The organism is Streptomyces sp. NPDC031111, from assembly GCF_055570675.1.
In genome coordinates this window covers 14233-37618 of the sequence record NZ_JBVIGS010000025.1, presented here as the reverse complement: position 1 = coordinate 37618, position 23386 = coordinate 14233, and the positions used below count along the sequence as shown (strand labels likewise).

Sequence of the window (23386 nt, the reverse complement as noted above, 5' to 3'; positions counted from 1 at the left end):
ACTTGGCATTCCCGGGAGGCACTCGACATGAGCACCAATCCCTTCGACGACGCCGACGGCCGCTTCCTGGTCCTGGTGAACGACGAGGGCCAGTACTCCCTCTGGCCGTCCTTCGCCGAGGTCCCCGGAGGATGGACGACCGTCTTCGAGGAGAACACCCGGCAGGCGTGCCTGGACCACATCGAGGCCCACTGGACCGATCTGCGCCCCCGGTCCCTGGCGGCGTCCACCGACGGGTGACCACCCACCGGGCCCGTGACCTCGGCCTCGTCATCGGACGCGTCGCCACCGGACCCCGTAACGCGATCACCGACGTGCCGGGCGTCCGAGTCGGCCACACCACCGTCCGCCGGTCCACCGACGTGCACAGCGGCGTCACCGCCGTCGTCCCCGACGCCGTCGGCCCCCGCACACCGCTGCCCGCGGGGGTGTTCACCGGCAACGGCTACGGAAAGCTCATCGGCACCACCCAACTCGCCGAACTCGGCACGCTGGAGACGCCGGTGCTGCTCACCTCCACGCTGTCCGCCTTCCGCGTCGCCGACGCCCTCGTCGGCTGGATGCTGGAACGGCCCGGCTGCGAGGAGGTGCGGAGCCTCAACCCGGTCGTGGGGGAGTGCAACGACGGCCTCCTGTCCGACATCCGCGCACGGCCCGTGCGCGAGGAACACGTCCGCGCCGCCCTCGACACGGCATCCGGCGGGCCGGTCGCCGAGGGCTGCGTCGGCGCGGGGACCGGTACGGTGGCCCTGGGGTTCAAGGCCGGTATCGGGACCTCCTCACGCACGCCGTCCCTGGGCGGCCGACGCTGCACCGTGGGCGTCCTGGTGCAGGCGAACTTCGGCGGCACACTGCGCGTTCTGGGACGCACCGTCACACCCGCGGCCATGGGCCTCGACGCCGACGACACGGCGCCGGGCGGAGACACCGGATCCTGCATGATCGTGGTGGCCACGGACGCCCCTCTCGACGCCCGCCGGCTCACCCGTGTGGCGCGGCGCGCGGTATTCGCCCTGGCCCGCACCGGCGCGGCCTACGACCACGGCAGCGGCGACTACGCGGTGGCCTTCGGCACCCGTCCGGACGGCGGCGTGCCCGTGGCCGATGCCGAACTGGGGCCCCTTTTCGAAGCGGTTCTCGACGCGGTCGAGGAGGCGGTGCTCAACTCCCTGCTCGCCGCGAGGACCACCACCGGCTTCGGCGGACGGACGGTGCGGGCCCTGCCGGCGGACCGTCTGCTCGACGCCCTCATGGCTCCCGCGTTGTCACCGCCGCCCGCCGGCCCGCCGCGCCCGGCGGGCTGAGCCGGGGCGAGGCGGATCAGCGGCCCGTCGTGCCGTCGAGGAGTTCGCGGAGGATGTCCGCGTGGCCCGCGTGACGGCCCGTCTCCTCGATCATGTGGGTGAGTGCCCAGCGGACGCTGGGAGCGGGGCGGCCGGGCCGCGGACGGGGGACCGGGGCTTCCGGATCGGCGCACCGGTCCAGCACGTCGTTCGCGCGCTCGACCGTCTCCCGGTAACGGGCCACGACGTCGGCCACGCTGTCCGTCGGCGCCGCCCGGAACGTCGCCTGCCAGTCGGTCACCGTGTCCCCGAGGAACATCGACCGCTCGACGAACGTCAGATGGTTGAGCAGGCCGAGGAGGTTCGTGCCCGACGGCACCGCGGCTGTGCGTACGTGCGGTTCGGGCGCGTCCTCGACCTTCGCGGCGACCGATGTCCGCAGATAGTCGAGGAAGCCGCGCAGGACCTCGGTCTCGCCGCCACCGGTCCGGGGCGGCGGTGTGTCGCCGCGACGGCCGCGGCGCCGGGTGCCGGTCACAGTGCTCTCCTTCCTGCGCCGCGAGTCAGGAGGCGCGGCGAACGATGAGGACGTGGTCGGTGACCTCGGCGGTCTGTCCGTCCGGCCCGGTCGCGATCCGGCGCGGCGCGTCGGCCCGCTCGACCGTCCATGCCGACGCGTCCAGACCGATGCCCGCGGCGACCTCGTGCGGGCTCGGGTACCGGATGTCGGGGTCCTGGTTCCAGGACCACGGCGCCGTCGACCCGTGGTCGACGACCAGCAGCCGCCCACCCGGGCGCAGGGCGTGCGCGGCCGAACGCAGGACGCCTGCCCGGTCCAGGTCGAAGGGGGTGTGCAGGTAGTGGGCGCAGACGAGGTCGAAGCCGCCGGGCGGGAACGACGCGTGCAGGTCGTACCGCAGGGCGTCGACGCGCTCGTCCAGGCCGTGCGACCGGGCGAGGGCGGAGAGCCGCTCCACCGCCACGGCCGATATGTCGACGGCGGTGACGTGCCACCCCTGGCGGGCCAGCCACAGCGCGTCGCCGCCGTTGCCGCAGCCGAGATCCAGCGCGTCACCGGGCGGCAGGCCGGTCACCGTCTCGGTGAGACGGGCATTGGGCCGCGGGCCGCCGGCTGCCGGCCGGGCCGCGTGGACGCCGTCCCAGAACGCGACCGCATCGGTACTGGTCATCAGGACTCCTTCTGTGGGCAGGCCCCCAGTCTCGGCAGACACGTCACGGCTTGGCACGGAATCTTGCGGTTATGGCAAGGTGGCCCGATGGACCACAGGACGGACGACGACGTGCTGGACGCCGTGGGACCACGGCTCCGTGCGCTGCGCCGCGAGCGCGGAATCACCCTCGCCGACCTCGCGGCGACGACCGGAGTGTCGGAGAGCACCCTGTCCCGGCTGGAGAGCGGGCAGCGCCGGGCGACCCTGGAGCTGCTGCTGCCACTGGCCCGCACCTACGACGTGCCGCTGGACGACCTCGTCGGTGCTCCGCGGACCGGCGACCCCCGGATCCACCTCAAGCCGATCACACGGTTCGGGATGACCTTCGTACCGCTGTCCCGGCGGCCGGGCGGGGTGCACGCGTTCAAGATGATCATCCCGGCCCGGCCGGAGCCACTGGAACCGACCCCGCAGACCCACGAAGGCTTCGAATGGCTGTACGTGCTCAACGGCCGCCTCCGTCTCGTGCTCGGCGAGCGCGACCTGACCCTGCCGCCCGGTGAGGCGGCGGAGTTCGACACCTCCATGCCGCACTGGCTGGGCAGTGCCGACGGCGGCGTGGTGGAACTCCTCATCCTCTTCGGCCTGCAAGGGGTGCGCGCCCACGTGCGCACCGACCCCCACCGGCGGTGAGGGCGGATCCTCCGCGGACCCCGAGGTGCTCTCAGGGCAGCCGTTCCATCTTGCTGGCGACCAACTGGCCGGCCTCGTAGCCGTCGAGGCGGGCCGTCCGAGCCGCCGCCGCGGAGGCGGGGACCGTCACATCGGCCTGATCGCCGGTGAGATCGACCGAGGAGTACGGCCGCTGGTCGACGTAGACGTCCACGCGATCGACGTTCGCCGCCTTCACCTTGAGCTTCAGGGAGCCGTCGACCGGAACCGCGTCCGTGACGGACACGGTGTGCGGCAACCGTTCCTTCAGGAGCATGCCCGCCCGGTCGAAGAGATCGGTGTTGTCCTCCAGGAGGTCCCGGCGGGTCATCCGGTGCCGTTCGTCGGGGACGACGCCGAGGTCCTCCACGGGAGTGCCGGACAGGGCACCGACCCGGAGGGTGCGCCGGATGGACACCCGCATGCCGGCTCCCTTCGGCAGCGGCGCGTACGGCGTCGCCCGGTCGCCCGCGAGGAGGTCGGAGAGGAGTTTGTGGGTCCAGACGTTGGCCCCGCCGGCGCCGGTGTTCTCGTCGGTGCCCAGCACGGGGCCGATCCGGTGGTCCTGGAAACCGGCGGCGAAGATGTCGGTGGCCGAATAGCAGCGGGCGTTGGTGATGAGAACCACCGGCCCGAAGTACTGCTGCCCGATCGCGTTCGCGCCGTCCTCGGGGCTGAGGGGGATGGCACTCGAGAAGGTGGCCCCCGTCTCGACGGCCTGCTCCATGGAGGGAACCCAGGCGCCCAGGTTCAGACCGGAGGTGCCCTGGTGCCTGCGGCAGATGCGCAGGTTGAGCGGAGTGTTGATGAACTGCACCGGCTCGGGGACGATCCGGCGGGGGGTGAGGACCTGAAGGGCGAACTCGGCGGCGTGGATGTGGCCTCCGCCGTTGTCCCGGACGTCCACGATGAGTCCGTTCTGGGGCAGTTGCCCGAGAAGCCGCACGAACTCCCGGAGGAACGCCACCGGGTCGTCCACGCTGAAGGTGAAGATGCGGATGTGGCCGAACCGTCCGGAGGACGTCGTCACCTCCTGGGCCTTGAACACCTTGGGCATCGTCGTGGCGATCTCGCCCCGGCGCAGCCCTGGTACCGGTTCGTCGGCCCGCACCGCCTCTTCCTGGCTGACGACGCGAGGGGCGAAGAGCAGCACCTTGGCCCGCCCGGCCTCGTCCGCGTCCAGGTCCAGGCCCTGGGCCAGGGCGGCGGTGCTGATCGCGTCCGCGTCCACCATGGGCGGCAGGTTCTCCACGATCCGCCAGTTCTCGCGCAGCTCACGCGGTGTGCCGTCGGCGTCGATGTAGCTGACCGTCACCCACTCCTCGAAAGGAGGCAGGTGGATGCGCAGCGGCCGTACCGTCAGCGACTGGATGCCGCGGCTGCGCCGGGCGGGAGCGTTGCTGCCGGCGAACCGGGCCGCGTTCAGGTCCACGGCCGCCGAGATGGGAATGCCGCTCCAGTGGGTGATCTCGACGCCGGGTGCGAAACCGGGCGCGGTGAAGCCCTCGGCCACATGAGTGACCATGAAGTGCGGGCCCTGCGCGTCGGTGTACTGCTCGACGAGGAACGGCAGGAAGGCGATCCGGCCCGTGAACGGCTCGGGGAGCAGGTAGTTGGTGTGCAGGTCCCTGACCGAGTGGAAGATCTCCGACATCTCGGCGTGGAAGAGCCACTCCGGAGGCATCGTCTGCCGTGTCTGCCGCTCCAGGCGCCCGCGCAGCACCCGTAGGCGCTGGACAGGGTTCACGGCGTGCATCGCCGTCTTGAGCGGCAGATGCACGTAGTTCTGATCCAGCAGGACGAGTGCCTGATCGACGATGAGGCGGCGCTCCTCCAGGGTCAGCGTGCCCGCGCCTTCGAGGAAGCTGCTCAACGGAAGCGAGGCGGCCAGGTGGGAGCGGACCGGTTCCGCGGCGTCCCGGATGAAATCGGGTGTCCGGTCTTCGGCGAGGTCCGTCATGATGTTCCTCCGTGCCAGTAGCCCGCGTCGGCCGTCATCGACGCAGCTGTCGTGTCCGACGCTACGGAACCCCTGTCAACGCACCGTCACCCTGGCGTCATCGACTCCGGGGACGCGCTCGGAGAACAGCGGTTGCAGAGGGCCGACGAGGGACAGAAACTGGTACTGACGGCCCCCTCGGAGGGTGCGCTCACGCGACACACGGTGAGCGAGGCGATGAGGTTGGTGCCTGGCGCCCAGCTGCGGTTGCTCGGCCAGTTCCGGCTGGAACTCGGCACCGAGACCGTCGAACTGTGCCGCAACGCCCAGCGGTTGCTGGCATTCATGGGGTTGAGCGGCCGGGTGTCCCGCACGGTCCTGGCCGGAACGCTGTGGCCCGAGGCAACCGAGGAACACGCCCGGGGCAGCCTGCGCACCGCCTTGTGGAAGCTGCCGCGCGGCGATCATCCCCTCATCGGGTGCTGCGGCGACTCACTGCTGGTCGCCCCGGCCCTGCGCGTCGACGTCCACACCCTCACACGAACCGCGCTCGACGTCCTGGAGGACCGTGCCCCGCCTTGCCCCAGCCTGCCACCCCTGGAGCTCCTGACGGGGGAGGACCTGCTGCCGGGCTGGGACGAGGACTGGGTGCTGGTGGAGCGTGAACGCCTGCGGCAACTGCGGCTGCACGCGCTCGACACGCTGGCCGAGGCCCTGGTACGGCAGGGCAGCCCGGCCCTGGGGATGGAGGCCGCCTGGGCCGGCGTACGCGCCGAGCCCCTGCGGGAGAGCGCGCATCGGGCCATCGTGTCGGCACACCTCGCGGAGGGCAACATCAGCGAAGCGGTGCGCCACTACGAAGCGTTCCGCAGGTTGTTGAACAAGGAACTGGGCGTCGCGCCCTCGCCAAGGTTCGCCCGGATGCTCCCCGAACACCTCTCCCGGCGAGGCAGGCCCCGAAGCCGGGACCTGCCTCGCCGTGACTGCCTTCGAGGATGGTTTCAGTGAGTTTCAGTGAGCGGCCTCAGGGCCATACGCCCGAGAAGTCGATGTCGCGTGCCCACTCGGGATGGTCGATGAGCGGGTTCCGGTTGCCCTGGATCTCCGCGATGGCCGCGTTGCGGTGCAGCTCGTACTCGCCGACCGCCTCGCTCTCGTGCCACCGCAGCAGGACCGGCAGCCGTTCCTCGGGGAACTCGCGCGCCGCGTCGCCGACCTGGCCCGGGTAGCGGAGCAGGAAGTACAGGGTGGCGCGGGCGACCGCGCCCTTGCCGACCTCCGGTTCGAATCCCGTGCTCTCGCGCATCCCGCAGGCGTCCCGGATCACTTCCTCGAAGTCGGGGTAGCCGGGGTGGTCGTCGTAGGGGAGGTTGCCGCGGAAGCTGTTGCAGCCCACCTCGCACGCGAACAGATGGTGCAGGTCGCCCCGCATCGGCTCGCGCTCCCTGAACCACGACTGCGGCACCACGTGCTCGCAGTTGAACGGCAGGGACGCCTCCAGGGCCTCGAACTCCGCCCGGAACTCGGCCGGCCCCGCCGTGCTCTCCTGCAACAGCAGTTCCTGCACCAGGGCGAGCCGGGCCTCCGCCACGGCGGCGTCGGCACGTATGAGCTCCTCGGCGGAGAAGCCCTTGCCCGAGTAGATGCTGCGCAGCCGGCCGTCCTTGTGCAGGTCGACCCACGGGTAGACCAGCCTCATCGGCTTGTACCCGGGGCGGGGTTCGTGGGTCTCCGTCAGCAGTGCGGTCAGCTCGCGGCGCAGCGCGTCACCGTCGCCGGTGTCGACGCCCGCGTAGTACGCGTCGCGTGCGGCGATGTCGGCGGTCCGGTCGTAGTAGGGCCGGGTCCGCGTGAGCCGGTGCTGGACCAGGGCCGCCTCGACGTCCTTCTCCACCGCGGACACGATGTCCGCTCGCCCTGTCGGTGACGGCTGAACTGCCGTCTCCGGCGGCGGTGCGAGCGCGGAGGGCCGGGCGAAGGGCGCGGCCCGCGAGGACGAGGAGGTGTCGAAGCCGACGGTGATCCGCACCGGGACGGTGAGCTCGACGGTCTCGTCGGCCACCCGCGTCCGTTCCGGTGCCGGAGCCGGTGGGCCGCCGGTCACGGGCCGGAGGGCCTCACCGTTGATGGACGGCATGGCGGGGGCGCTCTCCGTGGGGGACGGAGCGAGCCCCGTGGTGAACACCTCGTCCCGCAGCCGGGCGGCCTCACCGGACAGCGGCACCTCGTGCAGAGCCCGCAGCACACGGCTGATCCGCACCCCTTCGTTGGCCCTCCAGGCCAGCTGCTGCTCGCCCATCTCGGGCCGCCACACCGTGCCGTCGACGCTCAGCGGCCGGCCCTCGGCGTCGGTCTTCGGGACCGCCGAGTGGTGGAGCGCCACGACCTCCCACTGATCGTTGAAGACGGCGGAACCCGACGAACCCTCGCGGGTGTCGGACTCGTAGTGCAGGAACCGCTCCAGCACGTCGACGATCTGGTTCTCGCGCAGGGCGATCTGCTTGGGCTCGCCCCGGGGATGCTGGATGATGTTGACGAACTCCCCGACGAGGACCTTCCCCTCGGCCTCGCTGAGGACCAACCGGCCGAACGACGACAGCGCCTCGCCCTGAGTCCCGCGCGGAGCCACCGCGACGAGGCTGTAGTCCAGCGCCCGGTCGGTGACGAAGAACCGGAGCGGATCCAGCTCGAAGACCGCCGGCACGAGCGGGCTCCCGTCGATGCCGTCCTGGAACGCGAACGCGACCTTGCTGCGGTTCGCCTCCCCCGGGCCGCGCAGTACGTGGTTGTTGGTGAGCAGCAGGGAGGGGGACACCATGAAGCCGGTGCCGTGCCCGCCCCCCGGCCCGCTGATGGTGACGCGGCCGACCGAGCGGGAGGCCTGGACGCCCTTCTCCAGGAACGCGACGGGGGTCAGGTTGTTGCGCCCGATGATGCGCTCCAGTCCCAGCACTTCGCTGGTGAAGCTCTCCGGGGGCAGTTGCAGCGTGCTTCCCGCGCTGCTGGCGGGTGTCGTCGGCGTCCGCTCGATCGCCCGGACCATGGCCCAGTCGGCGCCGAGACGTGCCAGCCGCTTCTCCACCCGCTCGGGTGTGTCCGCGTACAGCGGACCGCGCGTCGCGAGGACGGATCGGTTCCTCTCCCGTCGTTCGGTTCGGTTCGCATAGCGTGCCGCGGCCATCGTCAGCTGTGACAGATAGTCCGACTCTCGTTCGGCAGCGAGTTCCGCCGTGGCCATGATGCGCCTCCTGGCCTGTACGGATGGTGGCGGTGGTGTCTGGGACACGGTTCTTCTGGGGGGCAGGCGGGACGGCGTCCGGGAGGGCGTCGGCTCTGCCGGGAACGCGCGCGGAAGGGTGTACGGCGCGCTGCTGTTCGTCAAGTGCTTCCTGTTATCGATGCTTGCAGACGGGTGGTGTACGCGCAAAGGAGGGGACGCTCATGTTGCCCGGGGGAGCCCGCCGGTGACGGCCCAACTCCCGGACTCCCCGGGCCGGGTGGGGACGGACCGATTCGGCGGCTAGAGTGCGGGGGCGACGTGATGAGGGGGCATGGTGGCCAAGGTCAATATCAGTCTCGACGCCGAACTCGTGGTGGAAGTGATGGTCCTGGCCGGGGTGGGCTCACCCCAGGACGCGATCGAACTGGTCGTGCGGGACTACATCGCCCGTGGCCATCGCACGGAGGCCCGCACCGAACTCAGGGACGAGAACCTGCGCGAGCTCGACGTCAAACCGCAGGAGCCGCAAGCCTGACGGCCCGGGACTCCGTATATCGCGGGCGTATCGAAATCCGCATACGGCGCCGCAACGGCCCTCCGGCTCCAATGGGGGCATGAGCCACAACGCATCCCTGTCAGGGCCGCCCCGCCGCACGCGCGGGATCGTGTTCCTCGGCCTGGCGGTCCTGGGCGTGGCGGGCGCCCTGTACGTCGTGCGGCGGCCGCTGATGATGTCCGCCCCGAGATGCATGGCCGGGCGGTGGCACGGCTGCTTCGACACGTTCAACGGCGTGGTGCTCATGACGTTGGTCGCGCTGCCGCCGGCCGGGCTGGTGGTGTGGGCGCTGGCGCGCCGGCGCCGGGCCGCCGGTGGCACATCGGCGTGGCGGCTGTCGCTGGCCGAGGTGGGCATGGTCCACGGGACGGTGCCGCTCGTGTGGTTGACCATGATGCCGGGCGCCGAGCCCGGCACGGCTCCCGCCCGGGTGAGCCTGGTGCCGCTGCGGGATCTGCCCACGATGGGGTCGTTGGGGATCATGGGCAACCTGCTGATCTTCGCGGCGCTGGGATTCTTCGCCCCGATACGGTTCGCCGCGCTCGCCTCCGTACCGCGGATCCTGGCGCTCGGGGCGGGCTGTTCGATCCTGGTCGAAACCGCCCAGTACGTCCTGCGGCTGGACCGGGTGTCCTCCGTGGACGACGTACTCCTCAACGCCACCGGCGCCGTGCTTGCCGCGCTGGCGTCGCGCCGCTGGTGGCGTACCGGGGCGGACGCGCCGTCGGACCCCGCGCCGCCCACGCCGGTACCGGTGAGCTGAGCCGTGCGTCCGGTGTGCGCGGGTCTCCGCATACGTCGGCGATACGTCGTGCTGCTTAGGCTTCGGACATGCGCGTACTGATCGTGGAGGACGAGCCCTACCTGGCAGAAGCAGTCCGTGACGGCCTGCGGCTGGAGGCGATCGCCGCCGACATCGCCGGCGACGGGGACTCCGCCCTGGAACTGCTCGGCGTCCACTCCTACGACCTCGCGGTCCTCGACCGCGACATCCCCGGCCCCTCCGGCGACGAGGTCGCCCGGCGCATCGTCGCCTCGGGCAGCGGCATGCCGATCCTCATGCTCACCGCGGCCGACCGGATCGACGACAAGGCGTCCGGCTTCGAGCTCGGCGCCGACGACTACCTCACCAAACCGTTCGAGCTGCGAGAGCTCGTGCTGCGGCTCAGGGCGCTCGACCGCCGACGCGCGCATGCCCGCCCCCCGGTCCGCGAGATCGCGGGCCTGCGGCTCGACCCGTTCCGCCGGGAGGTCTTCCGCGACGGACGCTACGTCGCCCTCACCCGCAAACAGTTCGCCGTGCTGGAAGTCCTCGTCGCCGCTGAGGGCGGGGTCGTCAGCGCCGAAGAACTGCTGGAGCGGGCCTGGGACGAGAACGCCGACCCCCTCACCAACGCCGTGCGCATCACCGTCTCCGCCCTCCGTAAACGGCTCGGCGAACCGTGGATCATCGCCACCGTGCCGGGCGTGGGCTACCGCATCGACACCGGCCCCGTCAGTACCCATGCATAGAAGCCCAGGGCTCAGCGTCCGACTGAAACTCACCCTCAGCTACGCCGGGTTCCTCGCCGTAGCCGGCGGTCTCCTGCTGGCCGTCGTGTGGCTGTTCGTGCTGCGCTACGTCCCCGACAGCCCCAAGGGCCTTCTCGGCATCGCACCCAACCGCTACCTCCTCGTGCGCACCTTCGCCCCCGCCGCGGCCCTGGCGATGGCCTTCCTGCTCGTGTTCGGCCTCGTCGGGGGTTGGATCCTCGCCGGCCGGATGCTCGCACCGCTCACCCGGATCACGGCCGCGGCACGGAGGGCCGGGAACGGATCACTGTCCCACCGGATCCGAATGAAGGGCCGCCGGGACGAATTCCGTGAACTCTCCGACGCGTTCGACGCGATGCTCGAACAACTGGAGTCCCACGTCGGCGAGCAGCAGAGGTTCGCCGCGAACGCCTCCCACGAGCTGCGCACCCCGCTGGCGATCTCACGGACACTCCTCGACGTCGCCCGCAAGGACCCCACGCGGGACCGGGGGGAACTCATCGAGCGGCTGCACAGAGTCAATACACGGGCGATCGATCTCACCGAGGCCCTTCTCCTGCTCAGCCGCAGCGACCGCGGGAACGTCACCCGCGAGAGCGTCGATCTCTCCCTCGTCGCCGAAGAGGCCGCCGAAACCCTGCTCCCCCTCGCCGAACAGCGCGGGATCACGCTCGACGTCACCGGCGGAGCGGCACGGACCAGCGGCTCCGCCGAGCTGCTGCTGCGGATGGTGACGAACCTCGTCCAGAACGCCGTCGTCCACAATCTGCCCGCCGGCGGCACCGTGACGGTCCACACCGGGACGCGGGGCGACACGAGTGTGGTGCGGGTCGAGAACACGGGTCGTCCGCTCCCACCGGAACTGGTACCGACCCTCACCGAACCCTTCCGGCGCGGAACGGAACGCGTACGCACCGACGAGCACGCCGGAGTCGGCCTCGGCCTGGCCATCGTGCACAGCGTCGTCCGCGCCCACGACGGCACCCTCGACCTCGCCCCCCGCCCCGACGGCGGCCTCCTCGTCACGGTCCGGCTCCCCGGCACGCCGTAGGCCCGGTCCGGCTCCTCCGATGACGCCGTTGCAGTGAGAACGTCCCCGGGTGCCGCAGGCACCGCAGCGGACGGGGAACCCACACGCATACCCATCGACCCGAGGAGAGCACCGTGACCACCACCTACACCTTCGACGTCTTCTCCAGCGTCGACGGCTTCGGCGCCGCCGGTGGCGACTGGACCGGCTACTGGGGCAAGCAGGGCCCCGAGCTGCTCGACCGGCGCCTCGCCCTGTACCGCGAGGAGCAGCGGATGGTCTTCGGGGCCCGCACCTATCGGATGTTCGCCGAGATGGTGGCCGCGAGCACCGAGGGGTCCGACGTACGTGACCCATGGGTCACCCGGATGAGGAACCTGCCGGCCACGGTGGTGTCGACCACCCTGGAAGGCCCCCTCGACTGGCCGGACGCGAGCGTGGTGAGCGGTGACGCCGTCGAGGTCGTCGCCCGGCTCAAGGAGGAGTCCGAGGTACCGCTGCGCTCCCACGGCAGCCTGTCGATGAACCGGGCGCTGATGGGGGCCGGTCTGGTCGACCGCGTCCAGGTGACACTCTTCCCCGTGATCACCGGCCGGACCGGACTGGACCCGATCTTCCGGGGCGCGGCCGACTTCGACCTCGAACTGATCGAGCACCGCACCCTCGACGGCCACATCCAGGAGCTCGTCTACCGGCCCACCCTGCACGGCTGAGACCGGCCACGCGACACACCGCGGCCCGCGGCGACCCCCTCAGCGCCAGTCGCCGATGAGCCAGGCGACGAGGCGAGGGCGGCCCGTATACGGGTCGCACGGCAAGAAGGCCTCGGTGGAGACGATGTCGGTCGTGAAGACCTGCTCGAGCTGCACGACCGACCGGGACAGATCGTCGGACACGTCGCCGGGTTCCCCGATCACCGCCACATCGTGGGTGGGCACCGTCGGGGAGGTGGAGCAGCCGACGAGAGGGAGCGGCTGACCGAGATACCAGCCGCCGACGAACACGGCGTACAGCATCGCAACAGCGCCCAGACGGCGCGGAGTTATCCAGGTTGGCACGCCCGCAGTGTTCCACACGCGCACTCCGTGTGGCCGGGAGCCCGGTCGGTCAGCGGGCGGCGAGGAGCTCCAGCGTGTCGATCACACGGTTCGAGAAGCCCCACTCGTTGTCGTACCAGGCGACCACCTTGACATGACGGCCGTCGACGCGGGTGAGGGCCGAGTCGAAGATCGACGAAGCCGGGTTGCCCGTGATGTCGGACGACACCAGGGGGTCGTCCGAGTACTCGAGGACACCGGCGAGCGGCCCCTCCGCCGCGGCGCGGTACGCCGCCAGCACGTCGTCGCGCGTCACCTCACGGGCGACCGTCGTGTTGAGCTCGACGATCGAGCCCACCGGAACCGGCACCCGGATCGAGTCGCCCGACAGCTTGCCGTCGAGGTTCGGCAGCACGAGACCGATCGCCTTGGCGGCGCCCGTCGTGGTCGGCACGATGTTGACGGCGGCGGCGCGGGCACGGCGGGCGTCGCGGTGCGGACCGTCCTGGAGGTTCTGCTCCTGCGTGTAGGCGTGCACGGTCGTCATGAAGCCGTGCTCGATGCCGGCGAGTTCGTCGAGCACCGCGGCCAGCGGCGCGAGCGCGTTGGTCGTGCAGGAGGCGTTCGAGACGACGGTGTGCGCGGCCGGGTCGTACGCGTCGGTGTTGACCCCGAAGGCGAGCGTGACGTCGGCACCCTCCGACGGCGCGCTGACCAGCACCTTCTTCGCTCCGGCGGTGAGGTGCGCACGGGCGGCCTCGGCCTTGGTGAAACGGCCGGTCGCCTCGAGCACGACGTCCACGCCGAGTTCGGCCCAGGGCAGCCGGGCCGGTTCGCGCTCGGCTAGCACCGTGATGCGGCGGCCGTCGACGACGAGGGCGTTCCCGTCGACGGTCACCGGGCGACCGAGCCGGCCGGCCGTCGTGTCGAAGGCGAGCAGCCGGGCGAGGGTGGAGGGCTCCGTGAGGTCGTTGACGGCGACGACGTCGAGGTCGCTGTCGCGTTCGAGCAGTGCGCGCAGCACATTGCGTCCGATGCGGCCGAATCCGTTGATCGCGATACGAGTCATGAGTGGTGTCCCTTCGGTTCGCCACCAGCGTCGCCCGCGGCAACCACCGGGGACAGCGGCGTGATCGCCACGGTTCAAAAGGATCGCGCCATGCGCGTGGCGGGCTACTCGCCCTGGGCGAAGGTGCGCCGGTACTCGCTCGGCGTGGTGCCGAGGATGCGCTGGAAGTGCAGCCGCAGATTGGCTCCGGTGCCGAGGCCGACGTCGGCGGCGATCCGCTCGACGCTCCGCTGTGAACGTTCGAGCAGCTCACGGGCCAGGTCGAGGCGGGCGCGCATGACCCACTGCATCGGCGTGTAGCCGGTGTCCTCGACGAAGCGCCGCGAGAACGTGCGCGGCGAGACCGCCGCGTGCCGGGCCAGCACCTCGAGGGTGAGGGGCTCGCCGAGCCGGTGCAGCGCCCACTCGCGGGTGGCCGCGAACCGCTCGCCGAGCGGCTCGGGCACGCTGCGCGGCACGTACTGCGCCTGTCCGCCGCTGCGGTAGGGTGCCGCCACCAGGCGCCGGGCCGCGTGGTTCGACGCGGCGACCCCGAGGTCGCCGCGCAGAATGTGCAGGCACAGGTCGATGCCCGACGCGGCGCCGGCCGACGTCAGCACGCTGCCCTCGTCGACGAACAGAACGTTCTCGTCGACCCGGACGAGCGGATGCTTCGTCGCCAGCGCCCGTGTGTAGTGCCAGTGGGTGGTGGCCCGCCTGCCGTCGAGCAGCCCGGTGGCGGCGAGCGCGAACGCGCCCGTGGAGATGGCGGCGAGCCGCGTGCCCCGGTCGTGCGCGGCGGTCAACGCGTCGAGGACGGCCCGCGGCGGGTCGTCGCGGTCGGGGAACCGGTAGCCGGGGATGAAGACGATGTCCGCCCACGCGAGCGTGTCCAGGCCATGGGCGACGTCGTAGGACAGACCGTCGCCGCCCGCCACGGGACCGGGTGCCGCCCCGCAGACCCGCACCTCGTACGGCATGCTCGCGCGGGTCGTGAACACCTGTGCGGGGATGCCGACGTCGAGCGGCTTCGCGCCCTCCAGCACCAGGACGGCGACGCGGTGAAGACGGGGGTCCGGCACGGAAAGAGGGTACGAGGGGCGTGACGCCGATTCCACCGGCGCAGGCTCGGACAAGGGCAGCGGTGTCCGGTTATCGCCCATCCGCGGTAAATGCCTGGACCGGCGCCGTCTCCTGCCGGAAGACTTCCGAGTTCCGACCTCGGGAGTGTGATGGGGACAACAGATACGCGAGGGCCGACGCCGGGCAGGAGCGCGGTCGTTCTCGCACTTCGCCGCTATGGCCGGGAACTCCTACGACTACGACGGCTGGCCCTGCCCGCGCTGCTGTTACCGGCCGTGGGCAACATCGGCATCCGCTACGTCGCCCCCCTGCTGATCGCGAAACTGGCGGGACAGGCCGCCGACGACGACGGTGGTCTCACCCTCGCCTCGGCGCTGCCGTACGTGCTGGGCTTCGGCGCGACGCTGCTGCTCGCCGAGGCCGTGTGGCGGATCGGGCAGCACTGCCTGAACCGCGTGGACGCCCTCGGCATGGAACACCTGTACGTCAGCGGCATGGATGAACTCCTCGCCAAGGACGCGGCGTTCTTCCACGACAACTTCGCCGGCTCCCTGACCAAGCGGGTGCTCAGCTTCGGCAAGCGCTTCGAGGACTTCGTCGACACGCTGACGTACCGGATCGTGGGCAGCCTCGTCCCCCTGGTGTTCGGCGCCGTGGTGCTGTGGAGCTACGAACCGCTGCTCGTCGTCGGCCTCCTCGTGATGATCGCGCTGACCGTGGTGGCCGCGACGCCGCTGATCCGTCGCCGGCAGCGACTCGTCAACGACCGCGAGGCGGCGATCGCCCGGGTCTCCGGCCATGTCGCCGACAGCCTCATGAACATGGAGACCATCCGGGCCTTCGCGGCCGAGCGCCGGGAGGCCGAGGAACACCGCAGGCGCGTCGCGGACTCCCGGCGCCTGACGCTGAGGTCGTGGGACTACGGCAACTTGCGCGTCGACACCCTGATCGCCCCCATGTCCGTACTGACCAACGTCCTCGGCCTGCTGGTCGCCATCGCCTTCGGGGGCTCGGGCCAGGGAGTGGAGGAGATCGTCGTCGCCTTCACCTACTACTCCAACGCGACCCAGATCATGTTCGAGTTCAACCAGATCTACCGGCGTCTGGAAAGCTCGATGACCGAGGCCGCGCAGTTCACTGAGCTGCTGCTGGACCCGCCCACCGTGCTCGACCCCGAGCGGCCCGAACCGCTCGCGCCTCGGGACACCGGCATCCGCTTCGAGGCGGTGACCTTCGCCCACAACGGTGCGAAGCCGATCTTCCAGGGCCTCGACCTGGACGTGCCGGCGGGCGCACGGATCGGTCTGGTCGGCAGGTCCGGCGGCGGCAAGACCACGCTCACCCGGCTTCTGCTGCGGATGTCGGACCTCGACGACGGACGCATCCTGATCGGTGGTCAGGACATCGCCCGACTGCGCCAGACCGACCTGCGCTCACTGATCGCGTACGTTCCGCAGGAGCCCGCCATGTTCCATCGCAGCCTGCGGGACAACATCGCCTTCGCCCGGCCCGGCGCCACCGACGAGGAGATCCACGCGGCGGCCGAGGCCGCGCACGTCACGGAGTTCGCCGACCAACTCCCCGACGGTTTCGCCACCCTGGTGGGGGAGAGGGGAGTGAAGCTGTCGGGCGGTCAGCGCCAGCGGGTCGCCCTCGCCAGGGCGGTCCTTCGCGACGCCCCGATCCTGCTGCTGGACGAGGCGACCAGCGCCCTGGACTCGGAGAGTGAGATCCTCGTCCAGGACGCCCTGTGGCGGCTGATGGACGGTCGCACGGCCCTTGTCGTCGCCCACCGCCTGAGCACCGTCGCCGGCATGGACCGTCTCGTCGTCCTCGACCGGGGAACGGTCGTCGAGCAGGGCACTCACGGGGAACTGCTCGCCGCGGACGGCGCCTACGCCAAGCTGTGGCAGCACCAGTCGGGCGGCTTCCTCGGTGAGAGCGCCGATCCGGCCGTCGGCGACGATGCACCCGGACTGGGTCCGGCGGGCCTGCCGGGACCGGCCGACCCGGCGGCGGACCCCGACCGGAAGGAGGCTCCGCAGGCCCGCACTCGCGCCGGCACCGGTCCGGCGTGATCCAGCGGGCACCTCTATCGCGGACGCATCAGGGCAAGGTCCTCGCCCCAGGCGTCCAGCACCTCACCGTGTCCGGCCTCGCGGGCCGCCGCCTCGACGAGGGCGAAGACTCGCCGTTGCCGGGACACTTCGCCCGTGGCCGAGATGTCGGCCACGGCACGGAGCAACACGTCGGTCTCCCAGCCCGGCAGTGGATGCCGGGCGAGTTCCCACTCCAGGTACTTGTTGTAGGGGCGGGGGCGACGGTCGAGAGCGAAGAGCAGCTCGAGGAGAAACCGCATGCTGTCGGCGGCGTCGAGGCGAGCGGCGAGGGCGTGGCCGTCGCGGTGATTCTTGACGGAGCGGTAGAGGGAGTTGGCGTAGGCGTCGAGCCATTCACCGGAGACCCGGAACGCCTCGTCGGCGGCCAGACGGGCCTTGTCGGCGAGGATGCGCGCGATGCCTCCGTCGAGCCTGTCGAGCACGGTCCGGGCGCGGGCGAGTGCGTAGCGTTCGAAACCGGGCATCCCGGCCGCACGGAACTCGGTGAGCGTGACGACGACGAGGTCGAGCTCGGCCGTGCGGTGGCCCGCGAACCGGGTGAGTCCGGTCGTGGTGCCGTCGGCGAGGACCACGTACAGGTCGTGGTCGGAGTGCTCGGTGATCATGTCGTCATGGGCGCGGGAGCCCTTGAGGACGAGCCCGACGACGGCCGGATCGGCGACGGCCAGTTCGACGAACGCGTCATAGGTGAGCGGCTGCTGGGCAGTCATGGTGTGGATCTCCGTGGGGTGATGAGGGCACGCCTGCCGGGACGGCCCTCGTGACGAGGCGTCCTGCACGGTCCGCGGCGGCACACGGCCGCCGCCCACGGGATCAACGCACACGCACACTCTAGCGCCCGGGCTTCGATGACACGTCCGGGCCATGACGTACGTGCCCCGGAGCCGGCCGGGGGCGTCCTCCACCGGTTGTCCCCGCCGGCCCCGGATCCGTCGGTCAGGTCACGCGCCGCTGTTCCTCCTCCGGCTCCTCCTCGTCCGGCAGGTGGACGTCGTCCACCGCGATGTCCACCTCCACGACTTCCAGGCCGGTCATCCGCTCCACGGCCTCGATGACGTTGGCACGCACGTCCCCGGCCGTGTCCGTGATCGAGGCTCCGTACTCGACGACCACGCGCAGGTCGACCGCCGCCTGGCGTTCCCCGACCTCCACACTGACTCCCTGGCTGACACCGCTTCCCCGGCCGGGCACGCGCTCGCGCATGGCTCCGAACGCCCGGGCCATCCCGCCCCCGAGGTTGTGGATCTCGGGAATCTCACGGGCGGCCGTGCCCGCGATCTTCGCCACGACGGCGTCGGCCACGGTGGTGTTCCCGCGGATGCCCGGAGGGACGTCGGCCCCCCTGCGTCCCTGCAGTGTCGTCTCCCTCTCGCCCAGGGACTTCGCCTTCGGGTCGGTACGGTTCGAGGTCTCGGTCATGACGGTCACCTCGCGATCGTCGGTGCGTCTTCGCTGGGTGTTCCCTGTCCACCTTAGTTCGAAGTGGCATACGGGACTAATGGTGATAAATGGGATGTGCGGATTCCTGTCGGCCGGCCGCAACGTCCAGGTGGAGAGGCGTTGCGCGGGCATATTCGCTTGCCGTCGGCCCGTCCGGGCCGATAGGAAGATCACATGCTCAAAGGCGGCAAGGTGGGGCTCCGGGCCCGGCACGAGGACGACATCCCGATCCTGCGGGCCGAGCTCTACGACGACGTGGTCAACGCCTCGCGGGCCGAGGGCGGGCCGTGGCGGCCGATCACCCCTGGCTCGAAGGACCCGCGCCTCGTGGTGGACGACAAGGAACAGGGGCACGTGCCCTTCTCCGTCGTGGAGCTGGACGGCGGCACGCTGGTCGGCACCGCGAATCTCTGGGGCATCGACAACCACAACAGGTCCGCGCACATCGGCCTCGGACTGCTCCCGTCCTCCCGCGGGAAGGGCTACGGCACCGACGTGGTCGCGGTGCTGTGCCACTACGGATTCGTCGTGCGCGGCATGCAGCGGCTTCAGATCGAGACGCTGTCCGACAACGCCGCGATGCTGCGCGCCGCCGAGCGCAACGGCTTCGTCCGCGAGGGCGTGCTGCGCTCCTCCGCCTGGGTGCTGGGCGAGTTCCTGGACGAGGTGCTGCTCGGGCTCCTCGCCCAGGACTGGAAGCGGGACTCGCGGCTCTAGGCCGCCGTCCGATCGTGCATAGGATCGTCGGCATGCCTCTGCGACCGGTTCAGGTGAACATCAAGGCCCTCGACGCCGCGGCGGTCGGCCGGTTCTGGGCGGAGGCGCTCGGCTGGACTGCCTACCATCCCGGCGTGACCACGTATGTGGGACCCGGCGGCGGCCTCGTGTGGCCGGACCCGGTCGCCGTCTGTGTCGACGTCGTTCCCGTCCCGGAACCGAAGACGACGACGAAGAACCGTGTGCACCTCGATCTCGCCACCACCTCCGCGGCCCATCAGGCGGAGTTGGTCGCGCGCCTCCGGGCTCTCGGTGCGACGCCCGCCCATGTGGGCCAGGGCTCAGTGCCGTGGACGGTGCTCGCCGACCCCGAGGGCAACGAGTTCTGTGTGCTGGAGCCTCGGGAGATCTACCGGGACACCGGGCCGATCGCCGCGGTGGTGGTCGACTGCGCGGATCCTCGGGCCATGGCCCGTTTCTGGGGCGAGGCGTTGGACTGGACCCCGCACGAGGTGAACGACGACCAGGCGGTGCTGCGCTCCGCCAAGGGCGTCGGCCCGTACCTGGAATTCCTCCGCACCCCCGGCGCGAAGACCGTGCCGGACCGCGTCCATCTCGACCTGCTGCCGTACCCCGGTGACGACAAGGCGGCGGAGGTGGCCCGGCTGCGGGCCCTCGGCGCCACCGACCTCGACCTCGGCCAGGGCGACGTCCCGTGGACGTGCCTGACCGACCCGGAGGGCCACGAGTTCTGCGTCCTCGCCCCGTCCTGACACGGGCAACCTTCGGAGCGCCTCGCGCATCGAATGTGTATGAACTCCAGGCGCACGGTGTGTGGGGCGGCGCCGACCGCCGTGGTGCTCGCCCTGACGGCCGGTGCGACGGCCGCGGCCGCCGATCCGTCCCCTCTGCCGACACGGGCACAGGCGGCGATCACCGCCGACCAGCGGATCAACGTGGGGCCGGAGGCCCAGTCGGTCGGTGTGGCCTGGACCTTCTGGGACGGCGGGGCTCAGGTTCCCATTCCCACCGACGAAACGCTCGTCATCGACGCGCGCGATCTGACCGGCACCGCGAACGTCACGGTCCACGACCCGAGGTGCGAGGCCGACGGGCAGGTCATCACCTGCGTGAACAAGGAGCCCGCGCAGAGCCGGTCCGTCGAGTTCACCCTGCGCGGGGTCGCGGGCGCCACGCTCGGCGACAGCGGCACGATCACCTACACCGTCACCGCCGGGCGCGCCACCGGCACCACGGCAACGGCGAAGGTGGTCGTCGGTGTCCCGAAGCTGGTCGTCGGCAAGGTGCCGGACGTGACGCACGCCGCCGTCGGGTCCCGGATCGACATCCCGCTCCGGCTCCGTAACACGGGGCCTCTGGCCACGGACCGGCGCATCATGCTGCGCTGGGAATCCGTCGGCGGCCTGGTCTTCGACCGGAAGTTCTCCAACTGCACGTACGGTTCGGGCGGCGAGCCCGCCGAACCGGGCAGCCGGGTATCCGTCACCTGCGTCTTCTCAGCGCCCGTGGCCGCCGGTGCCACCGTGGAGCTGAGCAGCCCCCTGACCGCCACGGTCGGCAAGCGCGTCCTGACCGGCGTGGTCGACTACTCGGCGGGCTTGCTGAAGCCGGGCGTACGACCCGGCGAGGGCCGGCAGGGCACCGGACCGGCGCTCGGCCTGGTGCCGGTGTCCGGAGCGGGAGGCGGGTTCGAGCAGGAGGGCGAGGGCCGGTTCACCGTCGCGGCCGACAATTCCGCGGATCTCGCGGCCACCGCCACGGTGAGGCCGGGCCGGGGGCCGCGCGGATGGACCCTGGACATCAACGCCGTGAACCACGGCCCTGCCTCCGCCCACGGCGTCGACGACAAGGCCGTCGCCCTGGTCGACGTCGTCCTGCCCAAGGGCACGGTCGCGACCGGCACCGCCTACATCGAGGGGGAGGAGAGCCCCTACGGCCGCTGCCTCCTCCGGGTCAGCAGTGACGAGACGGCACCGTTCGAGGCCGGTCACCGCCATTACGTGTGCCCCGTACCGTTCGGTGTCGCCGCCGGGCAGAGCCAGTTGTTCAAGCTGTGGGTGAAGCCGTCCGAGGACTACGACGGCGGCAAGGGCACGGCGACCGTGCGCCCCGGCCCGGCCGGCTTCCCCCTCAACGACCCGGACGCCTCCAACGACAGCACGACCTTCGCCTTCCGCACGGCGACCGCGACAGCGCCGTCCGCCACGGGTCCGGCGGCTCCCGTGGCGCTCGTCACCACCGTCGGCGTCGGAGCCCTGCTGCTGGGCGCCGTCGTCCTCGTGGGTCGGCGCCGCAGGGGCTCCCGCTGACACCCGGTCCGTCGCGTGCCCGGTCGCGGAGTGTTCGAGGTGGTCAGGACTCGGCGTCGCCGTTCTCGCGTACCGCGATCCTCGCCAGTTTCGTCAGCATCATGCCGTTGCGGATCGAGACGATGTAGTCCACGGGCAGCCCGTGCATCCGGGTGCCGGGGCCACGCAGGGGGTGCCATTCGAGAAGGAAGAGAGTGTTCCCGCCCCAGGGAATCAAGTGCATGGCGATGCGCGCGGCGCCGAAGGGATCTGCCTTCGCCTCCAGTTCCAGACGGCGTTGCGGCTCGCAGATGCGTACGACGCAGGTGTCGTCGAGGGCCAGCGGGCCGACGCCGACTCGCACGCGCAGACGCGCCCCTTCGCTCGGCCAGTGCGGATCCGCGGTGATGACCTGTTGGGTGCCCGAGACCCATTCCCCGTAGCGGTGACCGTCGGACAGCAGGCCCCAGACCTTGGACGGCGAGCTGAGGATCAGGCGGCGATTGCGGGCCACGGCGACCACGCTCCTTCTTTCCGGTCGGGGCCCGCGCCCGAGATCGTGCTGTCAGTGGTGGTACGGCTCCTCGACACTAGCCGCGCCGGTTACGTCCAGCACCCGCAGCGGTTGTCCGCGTCGTCGCCGGTACTCCGACAGTGGGCCCGGTCAGCTCTGCCGGGCGTGCACCGGGTTGTTCGCGACCTCCTCCGGGCACTTCCGGTGGGGCTCGCGCGCTCGCCGGTCGCGCCGCCAGTCGAACGCCGCCAGGGCCAGCGACGCCAGCATCGCCACAAGGGCGGCGCTCAGCGCGACGACAACGGCGCCCCGGTAGTCGTCGCTCCCGGCGAGTACCAGGTAGAAGAGCCCCGGCAGGGCGGCGGTGCCCACCGCCGCGCCGAGCCGCTGCCCGGTCTGAAGGGCGCCACCTGCCGCGCCCGCCATCCGCACGGGTACGTCCCGAAGGGTCATGGTGATGTTGGGGGAGACCACGAACCCTCCGCCGACACCGCCGAGGAACAGGACGGGGGCGGCGATCCAGGGGGCGATGTCCAGGGGCGCGAAGCGCAGCAGCAGAGCGGTGCCGGCCAGGCCGACGATCACACCCACGAGCCCCCACACGGTGAGCAGGCGCCCGAGCCGGTCCACCAGCCGGCCCGCGATCACGGCCGCACCCGCCGAGCCGAGGGCGAACGGGGTGACGGCGAGGCCGGACCGGAGGGGCGAGAAGCCCAGCCCGTGCTGGTAGAAGAGGGCGAAGACCAGCCAGACGCCGCTGAAGCCGACGAAGTAGAGGGTGCCGACGCCGGCGCCGACGGCGTAGCCGCGCACCGTGGTGAACAGGCGCGGGTCGAGCAGCGGTCCGATCCCACGGGCGACGAGGCGGCGCTGCCGGCGGACGAAGACGGTGAGGACCAAGGCGCCCGCCGGGAACATCCACCACAGCCGGCTCAATCCGCCGGACTCCGCCTGGACCAGCGGATACATGAGCGCGAGGACGCCGAGGCCGAGGAGCAGGACCCCGGGCACGTCCACATGTCCCCGGCCGGACCGCCGGGTACGGGGCAGCAGACGGCGTCCGAGCAGGACGGCGAGGATGCCGATGGGGACGTTGACGTAGAAGATCCAGCGCCAGCCCTGCGGATGATCGGCCAGCGCGAGGATCGCGCCGCCGACGAGGGGGCCCGAGGCGGAGGAGATACCGACGGTGGCGCCGAAGTAGCCGAAGGCACGGCCGCGTTCGCCGCCGCGGAACAACTGCTGGATGAGCGCCGAGTTCTGGGGCGCCATGAAGCCCGCCGCCACCCCCTGGGCGAGGCGGGCCACGACCAGCAGGGTGATGTCGGGAGCGGCCCCGCAGGCCGCGCTGAAGAGCACGAAGCCGCCGAGGGCGAGCAGGAAGATCCGGCGGCGGTCCAGGGCGTCACCGAGCCGGCCGGCGGTGACGAGAGCGAGGGCGAAGGTGAGGGTGTAGCCGGACACCACCCACTGCACCTGCGCGGGAGAGGCGTGCAGGTCGTTCTGGACGGTGGGCAGCGCGACCGCCACGATCGTGACGTCCAGCAGGCTCATGAAGCCGGCCACCAGGGTGACCCACAGGGCCCGCCACCGGCGTGGATCCGGCCGGTACTCGTCATCCCGGGCACCGGGGTCCCGGTCGCCCGCCCCTGACGCCGACGCAGTCACATGGAG

General features: G+C 71.3%; 24 protein-coding genes. 13 read left to right on the top strand and 11 right to left on the bottom strand.

Features of this window, described 5'->3' with window-relative positions; genetic code table 11:
* The first annotated feature begins 27 nt into the window (after positions 1 to 27).
* Together ACZ470_RS35395 and ACZ470_RS35390 are read left to right on the top strand one after the other, a co-directional pair.
* Complete coding sequence (locus ACZ470_RS35395; RefSeq protein ID WP_468434016.1) at positions 28 to 240, top strand: MbtH family protein; 213 nt, start codon at positions 28 to 30, stop codon at positions 238 to 240.
* Positions 237 to 1304 (top strand): P1 family peptidase, encoded by a 1068-nt coding sequence (locus ACZ470_RS35390; protein WP_468434014.1) that lies wholly within the window; start codon positions 237 to 239, stop codon positions 1302 to 1304. Before ACZ470_RS35395 ends, ACZ470_RS35390 begins: the two co-directional genes overlap by 4 nt.
* Before the next feature lie 16 nt (positions 1305 to 1320).
* On the opposite strand, the gene ACZ470_RS35385 is transcribed toward ACZ470_RS35390, so the two are convergent.
* Positions 1321 to 1821, bottom strand: coding sequence for a DinB family protein (locus ACZ470_RS35385; RefSeq protein WP_468434012.1), 501 nt, complete (start codon positions 1819 to 1821; stop codon positions 1321 to 1323).
* Between the two features lie 25 nt (positions 1822 to 1846).
* Entirely contained in the window at positions 1847 to 2473 is a 627-nt protein-coding gene (locus tag ACZ470_RS35380) for a class I SAM-dependent methyltransferase (RefSeq protein ID WP_468434010.1), read from the bottom strand.
* A gap of 87 nt (positions 2474 to 2560) precedes the next feature.
* On the opposite strand from ACZ470_RS35380, the gene ACZ470_RS35375 reads away from it, so the two are divergent.
* Positions 2561 to 3148, top strand: coding sequence for a helix-turn-helix domain-containing protein (locus ACZ470_RS35375; protein ID WP_468434009.1), 588 nt, complete (start codon positions 2561 to 2563; stop codon positions 3146 to 3148).
* 31 nt (positions 3149 to 3179) lie between these two features.
* Here the strand turns inward: ACZ470_RS35375 and ACZ470_RS35370 are convergent, their stop codons facing one another.
* The gene (locus ACZ470_RS35370; RefSeq protein WP_468434006.1) at positions 3180 to 5126 is read right to left on the bottom strand and encodes a S41 family peptidase; all 1947 of its coding nucleotides are present in this window, start codon (positions 5124 to 5126) and stop codon (positions 3180 to 3182) included.
* Between the two features lie 216 nt (positions 5127 to 5342).
* Here ACZ470_RS35370 and ACZ470_RS35365 point away from each other — a divergent pair, with 216 nt between their 5' ends.
* Positions 5343 to 6113 carry an AfsR/SARP family transcriptional regulator gene (locus ACZ470_RS35365; RefSeq protein WP_468434004.1) on the top strand — a complete coding sequence of 257 codons (771 nt, stop codon included), beginning with the start codon at positions 5343 to 5345 and terminating at the stop codon, positions 6111 to 6113.
* Positions 6114 to 6129: 16 nt separating this feature from the next.
* On the opposite strand, the gene ACZ470_RS35360 is transcribed toward ACZ470_RS35365, so the two are convergent.
* Positions 6130 to 8343 (bottom strand): endonuclease, encoded by a 2214-nt coding sequence (locus ACZ470_RS35360; RefSeq protein WP_468434002.1) that lies wholly within the window; start codon positions 8341 to 8343, stop codon positions 6130 to 6132.
* A gap of 316 nt (positions 8344 to 8659) precedes the next feature.
* Between ACZ470_RS35360 and ACZ470_RS35355 the strand changes: the two genes are divergently transcribed.
* The 5 genes from ACZ470_RS35355 (at position 8660) to ACZ470_RS35335 (ending at position 12157) form a co-directional block, all read left to right on the top strand.
* Positions 8660 to 8860 carry a type II toxin-antitoxin system VapB family antitoxin gene (locus ACZ470_RS35355; protein WP_468434086.1) on the top strand — a complete coding sequence of 67 codons (201 nt, stop codon included), beginning with the start codon at positions 8660 to 8662 and terminating at the stop codon, positions 8858 to 8860.
* Between the two features lie 79 nt (positions 8861 to 8939).
* A complete protein-coding gene (locus tag ACZ470_RS35350) occupies positions 8940 to 9644 on the top strand; it encodes a VanZ family protein (protein ID WP_468434000.1) in 705 nt (234 codons plus the stop codon).
* A 68-nt stretch (positions 9645 to 9712) separates the two neighbouring features.
* The gene (locus tag ACZ470_RS35345; protein ID WP_468433998.1) at positions 9713 to 10393 is read left to right on the top strand and encodes a response regulator transcription factor; all 681 of its coding nucleotides are present in this window, start codon (positions 9713 to 9715) and stop codon (positions 10391 to 10393) included.
* Positions 10386 to 11465, top strand: coding sequence for a sensor histidine kinase (locus ACZ470_RS35340; RefSeq protein WP_468433997.1), 1080 nt, complete (start codon positions 10386 to 10388; stop codon positions 11463 to 11465). The genes ACZ470_RS35345 and ACZ470_RS35340 overlap by 8 nt, the downstream gene beginning before the upstream one ends.
* 113 nt (positions 11466 to 11578) lie before the next feature.
* Entirely contained in the window at positions 11579 to 12157 is a 579-nt protein-coding gene (locus tag ACZ470_RS35335; protein WP_468433994.1) for a dihydrofolate reductase family protein, read from the top strand.
* A 39-nt stretch (positions 12158 to 12196) separates the two neighbouring features.
* Here ACZ470_RS35335 and ACZ470_RS35330 read toward each other — a convergent pair whose 3' ends face one another.
* The 3 genes from ACZ470_RS35330 to ACZ470_RS35320 form a co-directional block, all read right to left on the bottom strand.
* Positions 12197 to 12502 carry a hypothetical protein gene (locus ACZ470_RS35330; protein ID WP_468433993.1) on the bottom strand — a complete coding sequence of 102 codons (306 nt, stop codon included), beginning with the start codon at positions 12500 to 12502 and terminating at the stop codon, positions 12197 to 12199.
* Positions 12503 to 12551: 49 nt separating this feature from the next.
* Positions 12552 to 13550, bottom strand: coding sequence for a type I glyceraldehyde-3-phosphate dehydrogenase (gene gap / locus ACZ470_RS35325; RefSeq protein WP_468433991.1), 999 nt, complete (start codon positions 13548 to 13550; stop codon positions 12552 to 12554).
* Positions 13551 to 13654: 104 nt separating this feature from the next.
* Positions 13655 to 14611, bottom strand: a complete 957-nt coding sequence (locus ACZ470_RS35320; RefSeq protein WP_468433989.1) for a GlxA family transcriptional regulator — start codon at positions 14609 to 14611, stop codon at positions 13655 to 13657.
* Between the two features lie 150 nt (positions 14612 to 14761).
* Here ACZ470_RS35320 and ACZ470_RS35315 point away from each other — a divergent pair, with 150 nt between their 5' ends.
* A complete protein-coding gene (locus ACZ470_RS35315) occupies positions 14762 to 16690 on the top strand; it encodes an ABC transporter ATP-binding protein (RefSeq protein WP_468433987.1) in 1929 nt (642 codons plus the stop codon).
* Between the two features lie 14 nt (positions 16691 to 16704).
* Here ACZ470_RS35315 and ACZ470_RS35310 read toward each other — a convergent pair whose 3' ends face one another.
* Both ACZ470_RS35310 and ACZ470_RS35305 read right to left on the bottom strand, forming a co-directional pair.
* Complete coding sequence (locus tag ACZ470_RS35310) at positions 16705 to 17442, bottom strand: hypothetical protein (RefSeq protein WP_468433985.1); 738 nt, start codon at positions 17440 to 17442, stop codon at positions 16705 to 16707.
* A gap of 226 nt (positions 17443 to 17668) precedes the next feature.
* Positions 17669 to 18151, bottom strand: a complete 483-nt coding sequence (locus ACZ470_RS35305; protein ID WP_468433983.1) for an Asp23/Gls24 family envelope stress response protein — start codon at positions 18149 to 18151, stop codon at positions 17669 to 17671.
* A gap of 195 nt (positions 18152 to 18346) precedes the next feature.
* Between ACZ470_RS35305 and ACZ470_RS35300 the strand changes: the two genes are divergently transcribed.
* Genes ACZ470_RS35300 through ACZ470_RS35290 form a run of 3 tightly spaced genes read left to right on the top strand, consistent with a single transcriptional unit; the run spans position 18347 to position 21219 of the window.
* Complete coding sequence (locus tag ACZ470_RS35300) at positions 18347 to 18889, top strand: GNAT family N-acetyltransferase (protein WP_468433981.1); 543 nt, start codon at positions 18347 to 18349, stop codon at positions 18887 to 18889.
* Positions 18890 to 18921: 32 nt separating this feature from the next.
* Positions 18922 to 19662, top strand: a complete 741-nt coding sequence (locus ACZ470_RS35295; protein ID WP_468433980.1) for a VOC family protein — start codon at positions 18922 to 18924, stop codon at positions 19660 to 19662.
* A gap of 39 nt (positions 19663 to 19701) precedes the next feature.
* Positions 19702 to 21219, top strand: coding sequence for a hypothetical protein (locus ACZ470_RS35290; protein ID WP_468433978.1), 1518 nt, complete (start codon positions 19702 to 19704; stop codon positions 21217 to 21219).
* Positions 21220 to 21262: 43 nt separating this feature from the next.
* On the opposite strand, the gene ACZ470_RS35285 is transcribed toward ACZ470_RS35290, so the two are convergent.
* Positions 21263 to 21712 (bottom strand): SRPBCC family protein, encoded by a 450-nt coding sequence (locus ACZ470_RS35285; protein ID WP_468433976.1) that lies wholly within the window; start codon positions 21710 to 21712, stop codon positions 21263 to 21265.
* A 150-nt stretch (positions 21713 to 21862) separates the two neighbouring features.
* A complete protein-coding gene (locus ACZ470_RS35280; protein WP_468433974.1) occupies positions 21863 to 23380 on the bottom strand; it encodes an MFS transporter in 1518 nt (505 codons plus the stop codon).
* Between the last annotated feature and the right edge of the window lie 6 nt (positions 23381 to 23386).